The organism is Streptomyces sp. NPDC046465, from assembly GCF_040646035.1.
GTDB lineage: Bacteria > Actinomycetota > Actinomycetes > Streptomycetales > Streptomycetaceae > Streptomyces.
Map to the genome: position 1 here is coordinate 187,806 of NZ_JBEYZK010000010.1, position 18,406 is coordinate 206,211.

General features: G+C 69.8%; 18 protein-coding genes and 1 riboswitch. Of the genes, 11 read left to right on the forward strand and 7 right to left on the reverse strand.

Annotated features, from left to right (window positions below):
• Window positions 1–104: 104 nt before the first annotated feature.
• Both proP and bcp read right to left on the reverse strand, forming a co-directional pair.
• A complete protein-coding gene (proP, locus tag ABZ953_RS17630; protein ID WP_361724010.1) occupies window positions 105–1,601 on the reverse strand; it encodes a glycine betaine/L-proline transporter ProP in 1,497 nt (498 codons plus the stop codon).
• Between the two features lie 125 nt (window positions 1,602–1,726).
• Complete coding sequence (gene bcp / locus ABZ953_RS17635) at window positions 1,727–2,194, reverse strand: thioredoxin-dependent thiol peroxidase (RefSeq protein ID WP_361724013.1); 468 nt, start codon at window positions 2,192–2,194, stop codon at window positions 1,727–1,729.
• A 168-nt stretch (window positions 2,195–2,362) separates the two neighbouring features.
• Between bcp and ABZ953_RS17640 the strand changes: the two genes are divergently transcribed.
• The 3 genes from ABZ953_RS17640 (at window position 2,363) to ABZ953_RS17650 (ending at window position 3,630) form a co-directional block, all read left to right on the forward strand.
• Window positions 2,363–2,713, forward strand: a complete 351-nt coding sequence (locus ABZ953_RS17640; RefSeq protein ID WP_361724353.1) for a DUF3618 domain-containing protein — start codon at window positions 2,363–2,365, stop codon at window positions 2,711–2,713.
• A 66-nt stretch (window positions 2,714–2,779) separates the two neighbouring features.
• Window positions 2,780–3,124 (forward strand): co-chaperone GroES, encoded by a 345-nt coding sequence (locus ABZ953_RS17645; protein WP_361724016.1) that lies wholly within the window; start codon window positions 2,780–2,782, stop codon window positions 3,122–3,124.
• 68 nt (window positions 3,125–3,192) lie between these two features.
• A riboswitch (guanidine-III (ykkC-III) riboswitch) is annotated at window positions 3,193–3,263 on the forward strand.
• A 46-nt stretch (window positions 3,264–3,309) separates the two neighbouring features.
• A complete protein-coding gene (locus ABZ953_RS17650; protein ID WP_361166116.1) occupies window positions 3,310–3,630 on the forward strand; it encodes a multidrug efflux SMR transporter in 321 nt (106 codons plus the stop codon).
• Window positions 3,631–3,647: 17 nt separating this feature from the next.
• On the opposite strand, the gene ABZ953_RS17655 is transcribed toward ABZ953_RS17650, so the two are convergent.
• Window positions 3,648–6,167 (reverse strand): transglycosylase domain-containing protein, encoded by a 2,520-nt coding sequence (locus ABZ953_RS17655; RefSeq protein ID WP_361724019.1) that lies wholly within the window; start codon window positions 6,165–6,167, stop codon window positions 3,648–3,650.
• A 198-nt stretch (window positions 6,168–6,365) separates the two neighbouring features.
• On the opposite strand from ABZ953_RS17655, the gene ABZ953_RS17660 reads away from it, so the two are divergent.
• Genes ABZ953_RS17660 through ABZ953_RS17675 form a run of 4 tightly spaced genes read left to right on the forward strand, consistent with a single transcriptional unit; the run spans window position 6,366 to window position 9,795 of the window.
• On the forward strand, window positions 6,366–7,187 hold the full coding sequence (locus ABZ953_RS17660; RefSeq protein WP_361724022.1) for an ABC-2 family transporter protein: 822 nt from the start codon (window positions 6,366–6,368) through the stop codon (window positions 7,185–7,187).
• Entirely contained in the window at window positions 7,180–8,091 is a 912-nt protein-coding gene (locus ABZ953_RS17665; protein WP_361724025.1) for an ABC transporter permease, read from the forward strand. The genes ABZ953_RS17660 and ABZ953_RS17665 overlap by 8 nt, the downstream gene beginning before the upstream one ends.
• Before the next feature lie 21 nt (window positions 8,092–8,112).
• Window positions 8,113–9,078 (forward strand): ABC transporter ATP-binding protein, encoded by a 966-nt coding sequence (locus tag ABZ953_RS17670; RefSeq protein ID WP_361724356.1) that lies wholly within the window; start codon window positions 8,113–8,115, stop codon window positions 9,076–9,078.
• Window positions 9,079–9,087: 9 nt separating this feature from the next.
• Complete coding sequence (locus ABZ953_RS17675) at window positions 9,088–9,795, forward strand: DUF1707 domain-containing protein (RefSeq protein ID WP_361724028.1); 708 nt, start codon at window positions 9,088–9,090, stop codon at window positions 9,793–9,795.
• Window positions 9,796–9,859: 64 nt separating this feature from the next.
• Here the strand turns inward: ABZ953_RS17675 and ABZ953_RS17680 are convergent, their stop codons facing one another.
• Window positions 9,860–11,179 carry an SGNH/GDSL hydrolase family protein gene (locus ABZ953_RS17680; RefSeq protein ID WP_361724031.1) on the reverse strand — a complete coding sequence of 440 codons (1,320 nt, stop codon included), beginning with the start codon at window positions 11,177–11,179 and terminating at the stop codon, window positions 9,860–9,862.
• A 335-nt stretch (window positions 11,180–11,514) separates the two neighbouring features.
• Between ABZ953_RS17680 and ABZ953_RS17685 the strand changes: the two genes are divergently transcribed.
• The 4 genes from ABZ953_RS17685 (at window position 11,515) to ABZ953_RS17700 (ending at window position 16,180) form a co-directional block, all read left to right on the forward strand.
• A complete protein-coding gene (locus tag ABZ953_RS17685) occupies window positions 11,515–12,831 on the forward strand; it encodes a DUF445 domain-containing protein (protein ID WP_361724358.1) in 1,317 nt (438 codons plus the stop codon).
• A gap of 256 nt (window positions 12,832–13,087) precedes the next feature.
• Entirely contained in the window at window positions 13,088–14,548 is a 1,461-nt protein-coding gene (locus ABZ953_RS17690) for an MFS transporter (protein WP_361724034.1), read from the forward strand.
• 83 nt (window positions 14,549–14,631) lie between these two features.
• The gene (locus ABZ953_RS17695) at window positions 14,632–15,708 is read left to right on the forward strand and encodes a helix-turn-helix domain-containing protein (protein WP_361724361.1); all 1,077 of its coding nucleotides are present in this window, start codon (window positions 14,632–14,634) and stop codon (window positions 15,706–15,708) included.
• 49 nt (window positions 15,709–15,757) lie between these two features.
• Entirely contained in the window at window positions 15,758–16,180 is a 423-nt protein-coding gene (locus tag ABZ953_RS17700) for a hypothetical protein (protein ID WP_361724037.1), read from the forward strand.
• Window positions 16,181–16,222: 42 nt separating this feature from the next.
• Here ABZ953_RS17700 and ABZ953_RS17705 read toward each other — a convergent pair whose 3' ends face one another.
• The 3 genes from ABZ953_RS17705 to ABZ953_RS17715 all read right to left on the reverse strand — a co-directional run bounded on the left by ABZ953_RS17705 (window position 16,223) and on the right by ABZ953_RS17715 (window position 18,373).
• Window positions 16,223–16,525: a hypothetical protein gene (locus ABZ953_RS17705; RefSeq protein ID WP_361724040.1), complete on the reverse strand. Its 303-nt coding sequence runs from the start codon at window positions 16,523–16,525 to the stop codon at window positions 16,223–16,225.
• Between the two features lie 124 nt (window positions 16,526–16,649).
• Window positions 16,650–17,162 carry a nucleoside deaminase gene (locus ABZ953_RS17710; protein ID WP_361724043.1) on the reverse strand — a complete coding sequence of 171 codons (513 nt, stop codon included), beginning with the start codon at window positions 17,160–17,162 and terminating at the stop codon, window positions 16,650–16,652.
• A gap of 155 nt (window positions 17,163–17,317) precedes the next feature.
• A complete protein-coding gene (locus ABZ953_RS17715; protein ID WP_361724046.1) occupies window positions 17,318–18,373 on the reverse strand; it encodes a hypothetical protein in 1,056 nt (351 codons plus the stop codon).
• Window positions 18,374–18,406 lie beyond the last annotated feature (33 nt).

Genomic DNA, 18,406 nt, shown 5'->3' on the forward strand with positions numbered 1-18,406 from the left:
TAACGAACCGACAATCGGACCGTCACGTCCGATATGCGGAACGGCCCGCCTCACTTGAAGTGGGGCGGGCCGTTCCGCTAGCAGGTAGGGGGAGGCGGAAGGGGTCAGAACTTGGGGGCCAGGGCCTGGGACTCGACCATTTCCGCGGCCTCCTCCTTCGTTTCCACCGACGGCGGCGAGCCGGACAGCGGCTTCTGGGCCGTTTCCTTCATACAGGCCACCGCGATGACGCCGACGACCGCCGCTGCCATCGAGTAGTACGCCGGGATCATGTCCGTGCCCGTGAGGCTGATCAGGGACGTGATGACCAGGGGCGCGGTGCCGCCGAAGAGGGAGGCGGAGAGGTTGTAGCCGACGGAGAGGGAGCCGTAGCGGACGGAGGTGGGGAAGAGGGCGGGCAGGGTCGCCGACATCGTGCCGAGGAGGCAGACCAGGGAGAGGCCGAGCAGGAGCATGCCGCCGGAGACCGCGATCAGGCTGCCCTGCTTGATCAGGAGGAAGGCCGGGATGGAGACGACCAGGAAGCCGACCATGCCGGTCATCAGGAGCGGCTTGCGCCCGAAGCGGTCGGAGAGCTTGCCGATCTGGGTGATGATCAGCATCAGGATGATCATCGTGCCGATGAGGATCAGCAGGCCGTGGGAGTCGTCGTAGCCGAGCTCGTCGGAGAGGTACGTCGGCATGTACGACAGGAGCATGTAGTCGGTGACGTTGTACGCGCCGACCAGGGCGATGCACAGGACCAGCGGGGCCCAGTGGTCGCGGAAGATCTTCGCCAGGTCGCCCTTGGCCGTCGACTCCACGGTGGACGCGCCCTCGGACGCCGAGTGGAAGGTGGCGTCCTCCATCTTCTGGAACGCGGGGGTCTCGTCGAGCTTGAGCCGCAGGTAGAGGCCGACGAGGCCGAGCGGGCCCGCGACGAGGAACGGCAGGCGCCAGCCCCAGGAGTCCATGGCGTCGGAGCCGAGCGCGGAGTTCAGGATGAGGACGAGACCGGCCGCGCCGGTGTACCCGGCGAGGGTGCCCATCTCCAGGAAGCTGCCGAAGTAGCCGCGCCGCTTGTCGGGGGCGTACTCGGCGATGAAGGTGGAGGCGCCGCCGTACTCACCGCCCGTGGAGAAGCCCTGGACCAGGCGGAAGAAGATCAGCAGGACGGGCGCCCAGAAGCCGATGGTGGAGTAGGACGGGATGAGGCCGATGGCCAGCGTGCCGATCGCCATCATGATCATCGTCAGCGCGAGGACCTTCTTGCGGCCGATCTTGTCGCCCATGGGGCCGAAGACCATGCCGCCGATGGGCCGCACGAGGAAGGACACCGCGAAGGTGGCGAACGAGGAGACCAGCTGGACCGTGTCGTTCCCGGACGGGAAGAAGACGTGGCCGATGGTGACGGCCAGATAGCTGTAGATGCCGAAGTCGAACCACTCCATGGCATTTCCGAGCGAGGCCGCTTTGACCGCACGTTTGACGGCGGCTTCGTCGGTCACCGTGATGTCGGTACGGCGCAGGGGCGGGTTCCTGCGGCGTTTGACGGCCCGGAACAGGGCCCGGTGGCGCTTGACCGCCTCGGCATCCGCCTCGGTCGCTTCGTCGGCCGCCATGGAGTTGATCCTTTCGTTCTTCGTACATACCCCCTGGGATCACTTGCTCCAACTTGGCCGACGCAAACGAAAGCCCCCCGGGAGGGGGGCTTCGTCACAGTGCGATGGGGTACAGCTCGGGTGGCTCAGACGCCGAGGTCCCTGATGATCTTCGCCACGTGGCCCGTCGCCTTGACGTTGTAGAACGCGTGCTCGACCTTGCCCTGCTCGTCGACCACCACGGTCGAGCGGATCACGCCGGTCACCGTCTTGCCGTACAGCTTCTTCTCGCCGAAGGCGCCGTACGCCTCAAGGGTCTCCTTGGCGGGGTCGCCGACCAGCGTGACCTTGAGGTTCTCCTGCTCGCGGAACTTCGCGAGCTTCTCCGGCTTGTCCGGCGACACGCCGATGACGTCGTACCCGGCGGCGGTCAGCGCGTCGAGGTTGTCCGTGAAGTCGCAGGCCTGCTTGGTGCAGCCGGGGGTGAGGGCGGCCGGGTAGAAGTACACGATGACCTTGCGGCCCTTGTGGTCGGCCAGCGAGACGTCGTTGCCGTCGGCGTCGGGCAGGGTGAAGGCGGGGGCGGTGTCGCCGGGCTGCAGTCGCTCGCTCATGGTCGGTCTCCTCTTACGGGGTGTTGCGCGAAGGGCGTCGTGACGGAGTCGAGCGTAATAGGGGTGCCGTGGGGTGCGGTGAGCGCGAAGCTGACAGACTGTGGACCACAGATCCACGGATAGATCCACGGATAGATCCACGGGGTAGACCCGGATAGACCGGTTCCGATTTTCAGCTACGACCACGGAGGCAGCGCGGTGTCGGATGCCAGGACCCCTGCGCAGATCGAGGCGGACATCAAGCGCCGGCGCGACCAGTTGGCCGAGACCCTCGACGAGATCGGGGTGCGCGTCCACCCGAAGACGATCGTCGGCGACGCGAAGGCGAAGGTCGTGTCGGGCGTGGACAACACGCTGGGCCGTGCGTATGTCGGGGCGAACCGCTTCGTCTCGGACGTGCGGGGCCAGCTCGTCACCGAGGACGGTGCGCCGCGCATCGAGCGGATCGTGCCGGTGGCCCTGGTGGCCGTAGGCCTCGTGGGGCTCCTCGTGGTGAGCTCGCGGCGGCGCGGCGACTGAGGTCGCGGTGGGTGAGCGCCGACCCGGGACACCACGGCGGCGGCCGGGGCAGGTAGGTTCTGGGGCGTGAGCGAGAAGACCCCCCACGACGACAAGCTGCCCATCCGGATGCTGCACGACCGGGTGCTCGTACGGCAGGACACCAGCGAGGGCGAGCGGCGCTCCGGTGGCGGCATCCTAATCCCGGCGACCGCGGCCGTGGGTCGGCGGCTCGCCTGGGCCGAGGTGGTCGCCGTCGGGCAGAACGTACGTACGGTCGAGCCGGGTGACCGGGTCCTGTACGACCCGGAGGACCGCGCCGAGGTGGAGGTGCGGGGCGTGGCCTACGTCCTGATGCGGGAGCGCGATCTGCACGCCGTGGCCGCCGACCGGTTCGAGGGCTCCGAGGACTCGACGGGGCTGTACCTGTAGCCCGCGGGCCCGAAACGATGCTTGAAGCTGCCTGAGGGGCTGGTGACCATCGTCACCAGCCCCTTCTGCATGGCCTTTGCTACCTTGGAAGGACCCCGACGAGACGCGCCGTACCGGGATTCCGCAAAGACGACGCACCCCATCAGTAACGCGCCCTGCGCGTTCCACTCGTCGGAGGTGCTGTCATGGCCTGGGTTCTGTTGATCGTCGCCGGTCTGCTCGAAGTGGGCTGGTCGATCGGGATGAAGTACACGGACGGCTTCACGCGTCTGTGGCCGAGCCTGTTCACGGGTGTCGGCATCGTGGCCAGCATGATGCTGCTCTCGCAGGCCGCCAAGACGCTGCCGATCGGTACGGCCTACGGAGTGTGGGTCGGTATCGGCGCGGCCGGTGCGGCGGTGCTCGGCATGGTGATTCTGGGTGAGCCGGTCACCGCCGCCCGGATCTTCTTCGTCTGTCTGCTGCTCGTCGCCGTGGTCGGCCTGAAGGCGACCTCCGGCCACTGAGCCGCTGGGTCCGCCCGCTACCCGTCCGTGAGGCCCCCGAGGGCGCCGCCGTCATCGGTGCCGCCGTCGGTGGGCCCTCCGGTGTCGGTGCCGCCGTCGGTCGGCCCGCCCTGGACACCGCCGTCGGTGGGTCCGCCGGTGTCGGTGCCGCCGTCCGTGGGCCCGCCGGTGTCCGTTCCGCCGTCCTGGCCGCCCGTCTGGCCCCCTGTCTGACCGCCGGTGTCAGGACCGCCCGTCTGGCCGCCGTTCTGGCCGCCGGTGTCCGGGCCACCGTTCGTGGTGCCGCCCGTGTCCTGGTTGCCGCCGGTGTCCGGGCCGCCGTCCGTGCTGCCGCCGCCGGTCTCCGGGTCTCCGTCGCCGCCGGTCGTGTCGGCGGGCGGCGGCAGCGGCACGTCGGCGCCCTGTTCGAGCTCCAGGTCGAAGTCCGTGGCGGGCTTGCCCTCAAGGGCCGCCTTGGTGAACTGCGCCCAGATGCGGGCCGGGTAGGCGCCGCCGTTGATGCGGGGCTCGCCGAGCGCCCCGTAGAGCGGGGTGTGGGCGCCGGTCTCCGGGTTCTGGCCCATCACCGAGACCACCGTGGCCAGTTCGGGGGTGTAACCGGCGAACCAGGCCGCCGTGTCGTTCTCGGCGGTGCCGGTCTTGCCCGCGGCCGGGCGGCCCGCGCCCTGCGCCGCCGTGCCGGTGCCGCCCTCGACGACGCTCTGCAGGATGGAGGTGGTGGTGTCGGCGGCCTCGCGGGTCACGGCCTGCTCGGTCTTCTGCTCCGGCAGCTCGACCTCGTCGCCGTCCTTGGTGATCTTCTCGACGAGCGTGTACGTGCCGTGCTTGCCGTGGTTGGCCAGCGTCGCGTAGGCCTCGGTCATGTCGAGGACGCTCGCGGTGGACGGGCCGAGTGCGATGGAGGGCGACGCGGTCAGGTCCGGGGTGTTCTCCGGGACGCCGAGGTCGATCGCGGTGTCCTTGACCTTGTCGGCGCCGACGTCGACGGCCATCTGGGCGTACACCGAGTTCACGGACTTGTCGGTGGCGGTGCGCACGGAGACGTCGCCGTAGTCGACGTTGTCCTCGTTCTCGGGGGCGTACGAACCGCCGCTCCAGCCCTGCACGGGGCGCTTGTTGGTGCCGTCGTAGACGGTGTTCGGGGTGATCGGGCGGCCGTCCTGGGTGACCGAACCGTTCTCCACCGCGGAGGTGAAGACGAACGGCTTGAACGTGGAGCCGACCTGGTAGTCACGGCGCGTCGCGTTGTTGACGTACTGCTTGGTGTAGTCGATGCCGCCGTACATCGCGACGACCTTGCCGGACTTGGGGTCGATGGAGGCGCCGCCCGCGCGGACGTTGCGGTCGACCTTGCGGGCGTCCTTGTCGACCTTGGACATCACCTGTTCGTCGACGGCCTTCTTGAAGGCGTCCTGACGGTCCTTCTGGAGGGTCGTGGTGATGCGGTAGCCACCCTTGGCGAGGGTGTCCTCCTCGATGATCTTGTTGCTGGTGAGGTAGTCCTCGACGGCCTTGACGACATAGCCGCGCTGTCCGGAGAGCCCCGCCGCGCCCTTGGCCTCGTCGGGCATGGGGAACTTCGCCTTCGCCCGGTCGGACTTGCTGAGCCAGCCCTCCTTGACCATGCCGTCCAGGACGTAGCTCCAGCGGCCCGCCGCGCGCGGCTTGTTCTCGGGGTGCGTGGCGACGTCGTACGCGTTGGGGGAGTTGAGGAGGGTGGCGAGGTAGGCGCCCTCGGACGCGCTGAGGTTCTGGACGTTCTTTCCGTAGTACGCCTGGGCGGCGGCCTGGATGCCGTACGCGTTGCGGCCGAAGAAGCTGGTGTTCAGATAGCCCTCGAGGATCTCGTCCTTGCTCACCTCGCGGTCCAGCTTGATGGAGATGAAGAACTCCTTCACCTTCCGGGTGACGGTCTGCTCCTGGCCCAGGTAGTAGTTCTTCACGTACTGCTGGGTGATCGTGGAGCCGGACTGCTTGCCCTTGCCGGTGACGGTGTTCCAGGCCGCGCGGAGCATCGCCTTCGGGTCGACCGCGGACTCGCCGTAGAAGTCGCGGTCCTCGGCGGCGAGCGCCGCGTGCTGGACGACGAGCGGGATCTGCTTGAGGGGCACCTTCTCGCGGTTGACCTCGCCGTCCCGGGCGATCTGGCTGCCGTCGGCGTACAGGTAGACGTTGCTCTGCTTGGTGGCCGCGGAGTTCGCCTCGGGGATGTCGACCAGCATGTAACCCGCCATGAAGCCGCCGACGACCAGCAGGATCAGCAGGATGAAGCCGCCTAGGACCATGCGCCAGGTCGGGAAGATCCGCCGCCAGCCCTTGCGCTTGGGGCGCTTGGGCTTCTTGGCCTTGACCGCCCCGGCCCCGGCCCCAGCTTCGGCCCCCTTCCCGGCCCCCGCCCCCTCGCCGCCCTGGCCGTCCCCGGCCGCCGCCGTCTCCCCGGGAGTGCCCGCCGGTGCGGCGGCGGGCTTGTCCTGCGGCTCCCTGGGCGCCCAGCCCTTGCGCCCGGCAGAACCCTGCTGCTGCGGCTCGTCACTCATGTCGTGCGGAACTCCCGGTTAGCGTGGTACGTCCAGTACGCCTCGTAAACCCCATTGCCACCCCCATTGCACACCGTGGCCCCGGGGGTTCGTGACCAGGCCGCGCCCTCGCGCCGAAAATGCCTGGCACGGGCGCCCCCGATCGCACTAGGCTCCAGCGCTTTGGCCCGCTGCGGAACGAAGCTCACGCTGAAAGGGATGCACGTGCGTACAGGACGGTTCCGTTTGTACGCGGCCGTCGCCGGGGGCAGCTTCCGCAGATACGCCACGTACCGGGTGGCGACAGCGGCCGGAGTGTTCACCAACTCCGCCTTCGGCCTCATTCTCGCGTACACCTATGTGGCCCTGTGGGACGAGCGGCCGGGGCTCGGCGGCTACGACCAGTCCCAGGCGCTCACCTATGTCTGGCTGGCCCAGGGCCTGCTCACCTCGATGGCCCTGATGGGCGGCGGCTTCGAGAGCGAGCTGATCGAGCGGATCCGTACGGGGGACATCGCCGTCGACCTGTACCGGCCCGCCGACCTGCAGCTCTGGTGGCTGGCGACCGACCTCGGCCGGGGCGGCTTCCAACTGCTCGGCCGCGGCGTGCTGCCGATGGTCTTCGGCGCCCTCGTCTTCGACCTGACGCTGCCCCAGGACGTGGGGCGCTGGGCGGCGTTCCTGCTGGCCGTCGTCCTCGGCGCGCTCGTCGGCTTCGCGCTCCGCTATCTGGTGGCGCTCTCCGCGTTCTGGCTGCTCGACGGCGCGGGCACCCTCCAGGTGGCGATGCTCGCGGGCACCTTCTTCTCCGGAATGCTGCTCCCGCTGAACGTCTTTCCCGGCGCGCTCGGCGAGTTCGCCCGCGCCCTGCCCTGGTCGGCGCTCCTCCAGCTGCCCGCCGACGTGTTCCTCGGCACGCACTCCGGTACCGGCCTGCTGCGGGTGTACGCCTTCCAGCTCGGCTGGGCGGCGGTGCTGTTCACGGCCGGGCGGCTGCTACAGGCGGCGGCGACGCGACGGGTGGTGGTGCAGGGTGGCTGAGCAGGGAAAGGGGCGAAGGCTGGGACCGGGGCGACGGCTCGGGCCGGGGCGACGGCTGGGAAAGGGGCGAAGGCTGGGGCCGGGGCGACGGCTGGGGCAGCTGCGGGACGGAGTGCGCGCCTACCGGCTGATCTCCGCCATGTGGATCCGCTCCCTCATGGCCTACCGCGTCTCCTTCGCGCTGACCGCGTTCGGCAACTTCGCGGTGACCGCCTTCGACTTCGTGGCGATCCTGCTGATGTTCTCGCAGGTGGACCGGCTCGGCGGGTACGGGCTGCCCGAGATCGCCTTCCTCTACGGCATCTCGTGCACCGCGTTCGGGCTCGCCGACCTCGTCATCGGCTCCATGGACCGCCTCGGCAGACGGGTGCGCGACGGCACGCTCGACACGCTCCTCGTGCGGCCCGCCCCGGTCATCGCGCAGGTCGCCGCCGACCGCTTCGGGCTGCACCGGGTCGGCCGCGTCACCCAGGGGGCGCTCGTCCTCGCGTACGCGCTCGTGGTCCTTGACATCGGCTGGACCCCGCTGAAGGTCCTGATGGTGCCGGGGATGCTGGTGTGCGGCGCGGCGATCTTCGGGGCCGTGTTCGTGATGGGCGGCGCGTTCCAGTTCGTGGCGCAGGACGCGGCCGAGGTGCAGAACGCGTTCACGTACGGCGGCACCACCCTGCTGCAGTATCCGCCGACCGTCTTCGCCAAGGACCTGGTGCGCGGCGTCACCTTCGTCCTGCCGCTCGCCTTCGTCAACTGGCTGCCCGCGCTGTACGTGCTGGGGCGGCCCTACCCCGTCGACCTGCCGACGTGGGTGGCGTTCGCGCCGCCCCTGGTGGCCGCCGGGTGTCTCGCCCTCGCCGGACTCGCCTGGCGCGCAGGCCTCCGCTCGTACCGCAGCACCGGGAGCTGAACCACCGTGGACACCGACCTCATGGGCACGAACCTCATCGAGCTCGACGGCGTCGAGAAGGTCTTCGACGTCCGCAAGAAGACCGGCTTCCTGCGGCGCGAACGGCATCAGGTGCGGGCCGTCGACGGCATCTCCTTCACCGTGCCGCGCGGCGAGATGGTCGGCTACATCGGGCCCAACGGCGCGGGCAAGTCGACGACGATCAAAATGCTGACGGGCATCCTCACGCCCAGCGGCGGGCGCCTGCGCGTGGCGGGCATCGACCCGTCGCGGGAGCGCAGCCGTCTCGCGCGGCGCATCGGTGTCGTCTTCGGCCAGCGCACCACGCTCTGGTGGGACCTGCCGCTGATCGACTCCTACCGCCTGATGCACCGGATGTACCGGATCCCCGACCAGCGGTTCGCCGAGAACCTCGACCGCTGCGTCGAACTGCTCGAACTGGGGCCCCTGTTGGACGTTCCGGTGCGCCAGCTCTCCCTCGGCCAGCGGATGCGCGGCGACATCGCTGCGGCGCTCCTGCACGACCCGGAGGTGCTGTACCTGGACGAGCCGACGATCGGCCTCGACGTGATCAGCAAGGCGAAAGTGCGGGGCTTCCTGCGGGACTTGAACGAGGAGTCCGGCACGACCGTGCTCCTCACCACGCACGACCTGACCGACATCGAGCAGCTCTGCAAGCGCGTCATGGTCATCGACCACGGGCGCCTGATGTACGACGGTCCGCTGGCCGGGCTGCACGAGGTGGGCGAGAGCGAGCGCACGCTGGTCGTCGATCTGGAGCGTGAACTTCCGGCGATCGAGGACGAGTCGGCGCGGGTGGTCAAGGTGGAGGGGCCGCGTCAGTGGCTCGCCTTCCCGGCGGCGGAGTCGGCTGCTCCGCTTGTCGCGCGGATCGCGGCCAGATACCCGCTGGCCGATCTCTCGGTCAGGGAACCGGACATCGAGGCGGTCATCGCCAAGATGTACGCGGAGAGGCCGACCTCGTAGGCTGCCGACATGAGTGACGAACTTCCTGATCTGCGGGCTTCGGACAGTGACCGCGAGCAGGTCGCCGAGCAGCTCCGGGACGCGCTGGCCGAGGGGCGCCTGGACATGTCGGAGTTCGAGGAGCGCCTCGACGCGACGTACAAGGCACGCACGTACAGAGAGCTGGCGCCCCTCACCCGCGACCTCCCGTCGCACGGCACCGAGGCGTCCATAGTTTCCATGGGTTCCATGGGTTCCATGGTGAAGCGGCAGGTCAGCGACGATCCGGCCGCCATCGACTGGGGCGAGCGGATGGTGAGCGGCGAGCCGTCCTCCACCTTCGGGTTCGCCGTCTGGAGCGGGTTCAACCGCAAGGGCGGCTGGGTGGTCGGCCGGCACTTCAACGGGTTCGCCTTGTGGGGCGGCGGCGAGATCGACCTGCGCGAGGCGCGGTTCACGGAGCGCGACGTCGAGATCCGCTGCTTCACGATCATGGGCGGCATGCACGTCACCGTGCCGCCGGACATGACCGTCGTGGTCAAGGGCTTCGGCATCATGGGCGGCTTCGACGACCAGGCGACGGGCGAGGGCTCGCCCGGCTCGCCGCGCGTGGTGGTCAAGGGCTTCGCCCTGATGGGCGGCGTGGGGGTGGAGCGCAAGATCCGCAGGATGGAGCGGCTGCGCCTGAAGGAGGAGCGGCGCAGGGAGCGCCTGGAACGCCGCGATCAGCGGGACTGAGCCTGAGTCTGGGCCTGAGCCTGGGCCTGAGTCTGGGCCTGGGCTCGGTCCGCCGGGCGGGGGCTCAGAGCGCGGCGGCCGCCGAGCCCCTCAGGTGCGAGAGGTTGAACGCCTCCGCCATCCGGTGGTAGCCCGCGTCGGACGGGTGCAGGTGGTCGCCCGAGTCGTACTGGCCGCGCAGCTTGCGCGGGTCGTACGGGTCCTGGAGGGCCCGGTCGAAGTCCACGAACTCGTCGAAGACGCCGCCCGAGCGGATCTGCGCGTTCACCGCCTGGCGGACGTTCTCCAGGGTGGGCTCGTAGCCCCGGTGGCCGCCGAACGGCATCAGCGTCGCGCCGACGACGCGCAGGCCGCGGGTGTGCGCCTGGCGGGTCAGCTCGCGCAGGCCCTCGATGATGCGGTCGGGGTTGTTCTGGTGCGGGTTGCGCAGGATGTCGTTGACGCCGAGGGCTATCACGACGGCCTTGACGCCGGAGCGGTCCAGGACGTCGCGGTCGAAGCGGGAGAGGCCGCTCGGGTTGACCGCCGGGTTGCCGCGTCCGTCGGAGAGGATGCGGTTGCCGCTGATGCCCTGGTTCACGACGCCGTAGCGGGGCGCGCCGGACTCGTCGCGCAGCCGGTCGGCGAGGACGTCGGTCCAGCGGCGGTTGGCGCCCATCGTGGACGAGATGCCGTCGGTGATGGAGTCGCCGAAGACGACGACGGTGCCGTCGGTCTCGTTGCTGAGCACGTCCACCGCGGTGAGGTAGCGCCAGTACGGGCTCTGCTCGGTGTACGCGTCACCCAGCTGGTCCTCGGTGCGGTCGCCCTCGGCGACGTAGCTGATCTGGCGCGCGTGCGGGTGGTAGGTGACAGGACCGGACGGGGTCGGCGAGTACGTGGTGACGAGCAGGTCGGAGTCGTGCGGGACGCGCAGCCGGGCGGCGTCGCTCAGCACCTGCTGGCCCGGCGGGATCACCACCGAGGTGTTGCCGCCGAACGTGAGCCTGCGCAGCGTGCCGGCCGCGGCGGCCGGGTTGTTCGCCGCGGAGGCCAGTGCGATCGAGGCGTGCGTGATGCTCAGCGGCGTACGCCCGTACAGGTTCGAAAGGGTGATGCGGGCGCTGGTGCCGCCGATGCTGGTGTGCACGACGTTGCGCAGGGAGTGGCCGGCGAACCCCTTCTGCTCCGTGCCCGGTTCGGCCCCCGCGGGGGAGGCGGACCACGAGCCGACCCAGCTGCCGGAGGAGGCGGGATCGGCGGAGTTGTGGGAGTTGCGCGCACCGGCGCTGATGGTGTCCTGCGAGCCGTCGTCGGTCGCGACGCCGATGTATATGGCGCCGGAAATCACCACTATGACCGCGATGACCGCGGCGAGAAGGGCATAACCGTGTCGCTTGGTCATGCGGGCTCTTTCTCCTCGGGCAGGGGGAGCCCCGAGGCTCCGGTGTGATCACCCCATGATGCGGCATGGGCCGTGAGGCGGCCGACACTGCCCCCCTCCGTCCTGTGAGACGCCGGGAACTTGTCGTCCGTTCCAGGAGTCGGTCAGGAAGGGGCGTACGCCACACGGCACGGGGACAATCGGGACACGAGACGTGGCACGGCGAGGAAAGCATGCGGACAAGGACGAAGCGAACGGGCCAGGTGGAGTGAGTGGAACGCACAAACGCGGAGGAAGCGCCTGAATCGGCCAAGGGGGTCGAGGGGGCCAAGGAGGTCATGGGGGCCAAGGGGGCCATGGGAGCCCAGGGGGGAAGCAGCTCCTCGAACGGCCCATCTCCCGGAGCGGGCGGCTTCACCTACAGCCCCGCCGACGAGGAGAAGCGGCGCGGCGTCCGCCGGATGAAGATCACGGCGACGGGACTGCTCGTCCTCGTCGCCGTCGTCTACGTACTGGCGAAGTGGGCGCAGCACTCCGGCGCGGGCCCCTGGGCCGGTTACGTCGCGGCTGCCGCCGAGGCAGGCATGGTCGGCGCGCTCGCCGACTGGTTCGCGGTCACGGCGCTCTTCCGCCACCCCCTGGGCCTGCCCATCCCGCACACCGCGATCATCCCGAACAAGAAGGACCAGCTGGGCGCCTCACTGGGCGACTTCGTGGGGGAGAACTTCCTCTCCGCCGACGTCGTACGGGGCCGCCTGCACGCCGTCGGCATCGGCAAGCGCCTCGGCACCTGGCTCGCCGAGCCCGCGCACGCCGACCGGGTGACCGCCGAGCTCGCCACGGCGCTGCGCGGCGCCCTCACGGTCCTGCGCGACTCCGATGTGCAGGCCGTCGTCGGCGAGGCCATCACGCGCCGCGCCGACGCCCAGGAGATCGCCCCCGGCATGGGCAAGATGCTGGAGAAGGTCGTCGCGGACGGCGGCCACAAGCGGGTCGTCGACCTGGTCTGCGTTCGCGCCCACGACTGGCTCGTCGAGCACGCCGACTCCGTGATGGACGCGGTGCAGGGCGGCGCCCCCGGCTGGACCCCGCGCTTCGTCGACAAGCGGGTCGGCGAGCGGGTCTACAAGGAACTGCTCCGCTTCCTCACCGAGATGCGGGACATGCCGGGTCACCCCGCGCGCGGCGCCGTCGACCGCTTCCTCGCCGACTTCGCCGCCGACCTGCAGTCCGACACGGACACCCGCGAACGCGTGGAGCGGCTGAAGCGGGAGGTCCTCGGGCGCGACGAGGTCCAGGACCTCATCGCCTCCGCCTGGTCGGCCGTCCGCGCCATGATCGTGGCCGCCGCCGAGGACGAGCGCAGCGAGCTGCGCCTGCGCGTCCGTGCCTCGCTCCTTTCGCTCGGCTCGCGGATGGCGACGGACGGCCGCCTGCAGCGGAAGGTCGACGGCTGGGTGGAGGGCGCGGCGGTGTACGTGGTGACGACGTACCGCGACGAGATCACCTCGCTCATCACGGACACGGTCGCGGGCTGGGACGCGGAGCACACCTCGAAGAAGATCGAGGCGCACATCGGCCGTGACCTGCAATTCATTCGGATCAACGGCACGGTGGTGGGTTCGCTGGCGGGGCTTGCGATCTATACGGTGTCGCGGCTGCTCGGGGCGTAGGGCGGGGCGTGGGGCGGGGTGCGGGGTGCGGGCGTACCGGCTGGGGCGGGGTGCGGGGCAGGGGCGTACCGGCTGGGGGCGGCGCGCCGCGCGTACGACGTCTGCGTGGTCCTACCCGCCGCGCGTACGACGTTTGCGTGGTCCTGCCCGCCGCCCGTACGACGGCTCAATGGCCTCCTCGCCGCGCGTGGGACCGCGTTTGCCGGGCACTCTGGAGGAGCCCCCGGGAAGAGCCACGGGGCTCCCGGGAGGTGTCATGACCGCAGCCCACGACACGTCGACCGTCACCACCGCCGTGCCCGCCCGCCTCGACCGGCTGCCCTGGTCCCGCTGGCACTGGATGATCGTCATCGGCCTGGGCACCGTCTGGATCCTGGACGGCCTGGAAGTCACCACCGTCGGCAACATCGCGAGCCGCCTCTCCGAGGAAGGCAGCGGCCTGGCCATCTCCTCGGCCCAGGTCACCGGCATCGCGGCCGCCCTCTACGTGGCGGGGGCCTGCGCCGGGGCGCTCTTCTTCGGCTGGCTCACCGACAAGTTCGGCCGGAAAAAGCTGTTCATGGTCACCCTCGTGGTGTATCTGTCGGCCACCGCCCTGACGGCGCTCTCCTTCGACGCCTGGTGGTTCTTCCTCTTCCGCTTCCTGACCGGCTTCGGCATCGGCGGGGAGTACGCGGCCATCAACTCGGCGATCGACGAGCTGATCCCGTCCAAGTACCGCGGCCGCGTCGACCTGATCATCAACGGCAGCTACTGGCTGGGCGCGATCGGCGGCTCGCTGCTCTCGGTCCTCATGCTCAACACCGGCATCTTCCCCAAGGACATCGGCTGGCGGCTCACCTTCGCCCTCGGCGTCGTACTCGGCCTGGTGATCCTCCTCGTACGCCGTCACGTCCCGGAGAGCCCGCGCTGGCAGTTCATCCACGGCCGCGGCGAGGAGGCGGACGCCCTCGTCACGTCGGTGGAGCGGGAGATCGAGAAGGAGAAGGGCGAACGCCTGCCGCGCCCCGACCGCGAGATCACCATCCACCAGCGCAAGAGCATCGGCTTCGGCCTCATCGCCAGGACGGTCTTCCGCGACTATCCCAGGCGCGCGGTCCTCGGCCTGTCCCTCTTCATCGGCCAGGCGTTCCTCTACAACGCGATCACGTTCGGCTTCGGCGCGATCCTCACCAAGTTCTTCGACGTCCCGTCGGGCAGTACGGGCTACTACTTCGCCGTCATCGCCGCGGGCAACTTCCTCGGCCCGCTCTTCCTCGGCAAGCTCTTCGACACGGTGGGCCGCCGCATCATGATCTCCTCGACGTACCTCCTCTCCGGCCTCCTGCTCTTCGGCACGGCCTGGCTCTTCGGCCGGGGCTCGCTGAGCGCGGCGACGCTGACGGCGTGCTGGTGCGTGGTCCTGTTCTTCGCGTCGGCGGGCGCGAGCAGCGCGTATCTGACGGTCTCCGAGATCTTCCCGATGGAGACCCGCGCCATGGCGATCGCCTTCTTCTACGCGATCGGCACGGCGGCGGGCGGCATCAGCGGCCCGCTCATGTTCGCCAAGCTGACCGAGTCGGGCGTGGTCGGCGACACGGTGCTCGCCTTCCGGATCGGCGCGGGTCTGATGTGCGCGGCGGGCCTGGTGGCGGCGGTGTTCGCGGTCAAGGCGGAGCAGCGCTCGCTGGAGGACATCGCGACGCCGTTGTCGTCGGCGGCGGCTTCCCCTGAGTGAGGGTGTGCAATGGGGGAGTGCGGACACGAACGGTGAATCGAAGGCATGGGGTGGCGGTGCTCGTACGGGATGGCGTGCTGCCGATGGAACTGGGCCTGGTGCACCAGCTGTTCGGCGGCGCGCGCGACCCGTCGGGGGAGCGCCTGTACGAGGTGCGGACGTGCGCGGTGAACGGCCCTGGCCAGGTCCGTACGGACGCGGACTTCCCGATCGGCGCCCCGCACGGCCCCGAGGCGCTGACGTGGGCGGACACGGTGATGATCCCGGCCTCGCACGAGGAGGACGAGTCGCTGGCCCCGGACGCCCTGCCCGAGCCGCTGGCCGGGGCGCTCGCCTCGGTGCCTGCCGCCACCCGTATCGCCTCGATCTGCACGGGGGCGTTCGTGCTGGCGGCGGCGGGCCTCCTGGACGGCCGCACGGCGACGACGCACTGGCTGTCGACGGACCTGTTCGCCCGCACGTTCCCCTCGGTGACGGTGGACCCCGACGTCCTGTACGTCGACGAGGGCCGCGTCCTGACCTCGGCGGGGGAGGCGGCGGGAGTGGACCTGTGCCTGCACCTGATCCGCCGGGACCACGGCGCGGCGGTGGCGGCGGACGTGGCACGCCGCACGGTGGTGCCGCCGCACCGGGAGGGCGGCCAGGCCCAGTACATCCAACGCCCGGTGACGCCTGCGCAGTCGACGTCGACGGGCGGCGCGAGGACATGGGCCCTGGCCCACCTGCACGAGCCGCTGACCCTGCGGGAGATGGCCGACCGGGCGTCGATGAGCGTCCGCACGTTCAGCCGCCGCTTCCGCGAGGAGACGGCCCTGACGCCGATGCGGTGGCTGACGCAGCGCAGGGTGGACCGGGCGCGAGAGCTGCTGGAATCGACGGACCACACCGTCGACCACGTCGCGACGGACGCGGGCTTCGGCTCGGCGGCGTCGCTGAGGCAGCACTTCGTGGCGGGGGTGGGGGTGTCGCCGGGGACGTACAGGGCGACGTTCAGGGGGGCGTGCGGTGAGGCGGCGGCAGAGGCGGCGGCTGAGGCGCCGGGTCCGACGTCGGCCAGTACGGGTTCTTCGCACGCATCGAACGCATCGAACGCATCGCACGCATCGAACTCATCGAACTCATCGAATTCTTCGAATTCTTCGAACTCACGGGCGGTATGAGTACGCGTACTCTGTCGCGCGCTCAGGCCCGCCCGGCATCGTCGTACCCATGAACGCGATGCTGATCCCTCTCCGACAGACGAGGCCGCTCCCGAGGTACGCGACCCGCATCCTGGGCGCAGCCCTGGCGGGAACGGCCTACGTGGTGTGCCTCCCCTGGGACCTCCGCAACCGCGCGGAGACAGCAGGGTCGATCAACGAGACGTCACCGGTGACGGCGGCGGGGGCGGTGCTCCTCACGCTGTCCCTGCTGGCCCTGGCGTCCTACTTCGGCCTCAGGGACCGCCTGGCCTGGACGCTCCTGGTGGTAGCGGCCCCGCCGTCAGCACTCCTCTACGTATCCCTCTCCACGCATCCCACGCTGGACGCGGCCGCGTGGCCGGTGGCGTGGGCGTTCTTCACGCTGGTGGGGGCGGTGGGGGTGCTGGTTGCGGCGGCGGTGGCGAGGCACTTCAGGTCGACGAGGGCCTGAACGCCTCACCGGCTCCCAGCCCCTCGTTGCCCCATCCGCCCGTCAGGCGCGACGATCCGCCAAGGCCCAGGAGGCCGCCGCCACCCCACCGGCCACCCCGAGGACGGCAGGCCAGGCCCCGACCTTCTTGGCCAGCGGATGCGATCCGGCGAACCCGGCGACGTACGCGGTGGTGAGCGCGGCGGCGGTCTTCGCCCCGGCGGCCTCCCGCCACTGCCGCGCGGCGACGGCCCCGGCGGCCGCGAGCACGACGCCGCCGAGGGGACGCTTCTTGGTGAGGCGGGCGGTGGTGTACCCACCGATGAGCCCACTCGCAGCCACTGCCGCCGCCGGAATCCTCGCCATGTCACTCCGCCTCTCGGTAAGACGTCTCAAGACGCCCTACTGGGTGCGCCGAGACGTCAATACGCCCAAGTCATGTCCTTTGACCCGAGGCTAACGCGCGGCGATCACGGACCGCCCGCCGGGCTCACAACTTCGGCTCCACGGGGCCGGGCTGGGCGTCGGCCCACTCTTCCAGCACGCCGACGGCGGCGCCCCGCGCCTCCCCTCCGACGGCCACCTCGTCCAGCAGCCGCCGCTCCCCGTTCGGCAGGGCCAGCTCCCGATAGAACTGCAGGTCTTCGTGCCCTTGGGCGGCGGCGTCCTGACTGGTCGCGGCGTACACGAGCCGAGAGATCCCGGCCCAGTAACAGGCGGTGAGACACATGGGACAGGGCTCGCAGCTCGAATAAAGCGTGCCGCCCTCGAAGAGATACGTCCCGAGCCGCCGTCCCGCGTCCCGCAGAGCCATGACTTCGGCGTGGGCGGTCGGGTCACACGACTCGACCACGGAATTGCTCCCGGCCCCGACCACGTCCCCACCCATGACGACGACGGCCCCGAAGGGCTTCTTGGTACCGGGGGCGAGGGCTTGGCGGGAGAGGGCGATGGCCTGGTAGAGGAATTTATGGTCTTGGTCTTCTTCGGGGGCGTACGGCAACGGGGTCTCCCTCAGCTGTGGACCGACGGGGCCGCGTCGCAATACGGCCCGTACAGCTCACCTCGTAACCGCTCGAAGCTGTCGCCACACCCGGGTGCGAGATCGTCGGCGGGACGGGCTAGGGGCTCAGTAGGGAGTCCTCACCGCGGAATGCACTAAGCACGCGCGGCCGGGCATTCAGCGCACGGAAAGGGTGCCCCGGTGCGACCGGAGGCGGGTCCGGCGCTCTGGAGTTCCGAGAACCCCCCGGCCTCGTCGCGATAAATGACTCCGACATCGTGTTCCTCGAGGAGCGCTTGAATGTCGCCGTCGGGTAGCTCGGGGGAGAGGACCATGAGCCGAAGCGGCTGGTCGTGCTCCATCGTGCGGATGTACCTGCTGAGATCCAAGAGTTGCGCCAGAACGCTTCTCATAGCCTCGCGCGATGTGCTCTCCGCCGTTCCGTAGAGCGTGTTGTCGCTTTCATCGTAGAGGTCGCTTATGAGGGTAGATGTCTTATCTTTTACTTCGACCTGCAAGTGGCCGACCGAGTGGCCAACTGCAGCCAGGTGGTCCTCGTAACTCTCGCTCAACTCGTCGCGCCTTAGCGCGGCGGCGTCCTCCGGCGTGGGGTTGCGCTGCTGGCTTCGCTGCCTACGCTGTGCCCTTGCTAGCCGAGTCGCTTCTCTGGCACGAAAGAAGATGGGTCTCGTGGCTCTCGCCTTGGGGAGCATGTGGGCTTCGGAGCGAAAAACCGGGCCGGTTGGGCGCAAGCGGAAGACGATGACGCTACGGTCTGTCTGCTGCTCATCTGGGGCCTGACGCAACTGATAGGGCTCGCTCTCATCGACTCTGAATGCGCCTACGTAGCGATGCGTCCGAGTGCCGGAGCCCGGGACTCTCCCCTCAGCGATGAACAGGTGGAGGGTGCGCCCGCGCGCAGCGTGATCCAGCACCGCAGAGTTGCCCTTGCCGTAGAGCCCTCCGAAGGTCTGGTCACCTCGAGCACCCGCGCCGGTGTACGTGAAGATGGGGCCGAGGTCGTCTTCCTCTGCGAGCCATCCGTCGCGGTATCCGTATGACTCACCGGACTTGATGTCTGAGAAGAGGACGACGGTTCTCTTGGCCTCTGATGGACATATCCCGCCTTGAGGGCTACCACCTAGTACTTCACGGATCTCCGCACGTGTACGGATCTCCCCGGGCTCGATCACAGGGGCGGACGTCGTCATGACCTAGAGGCTAGTCCGCTCACCCGGCGTGGG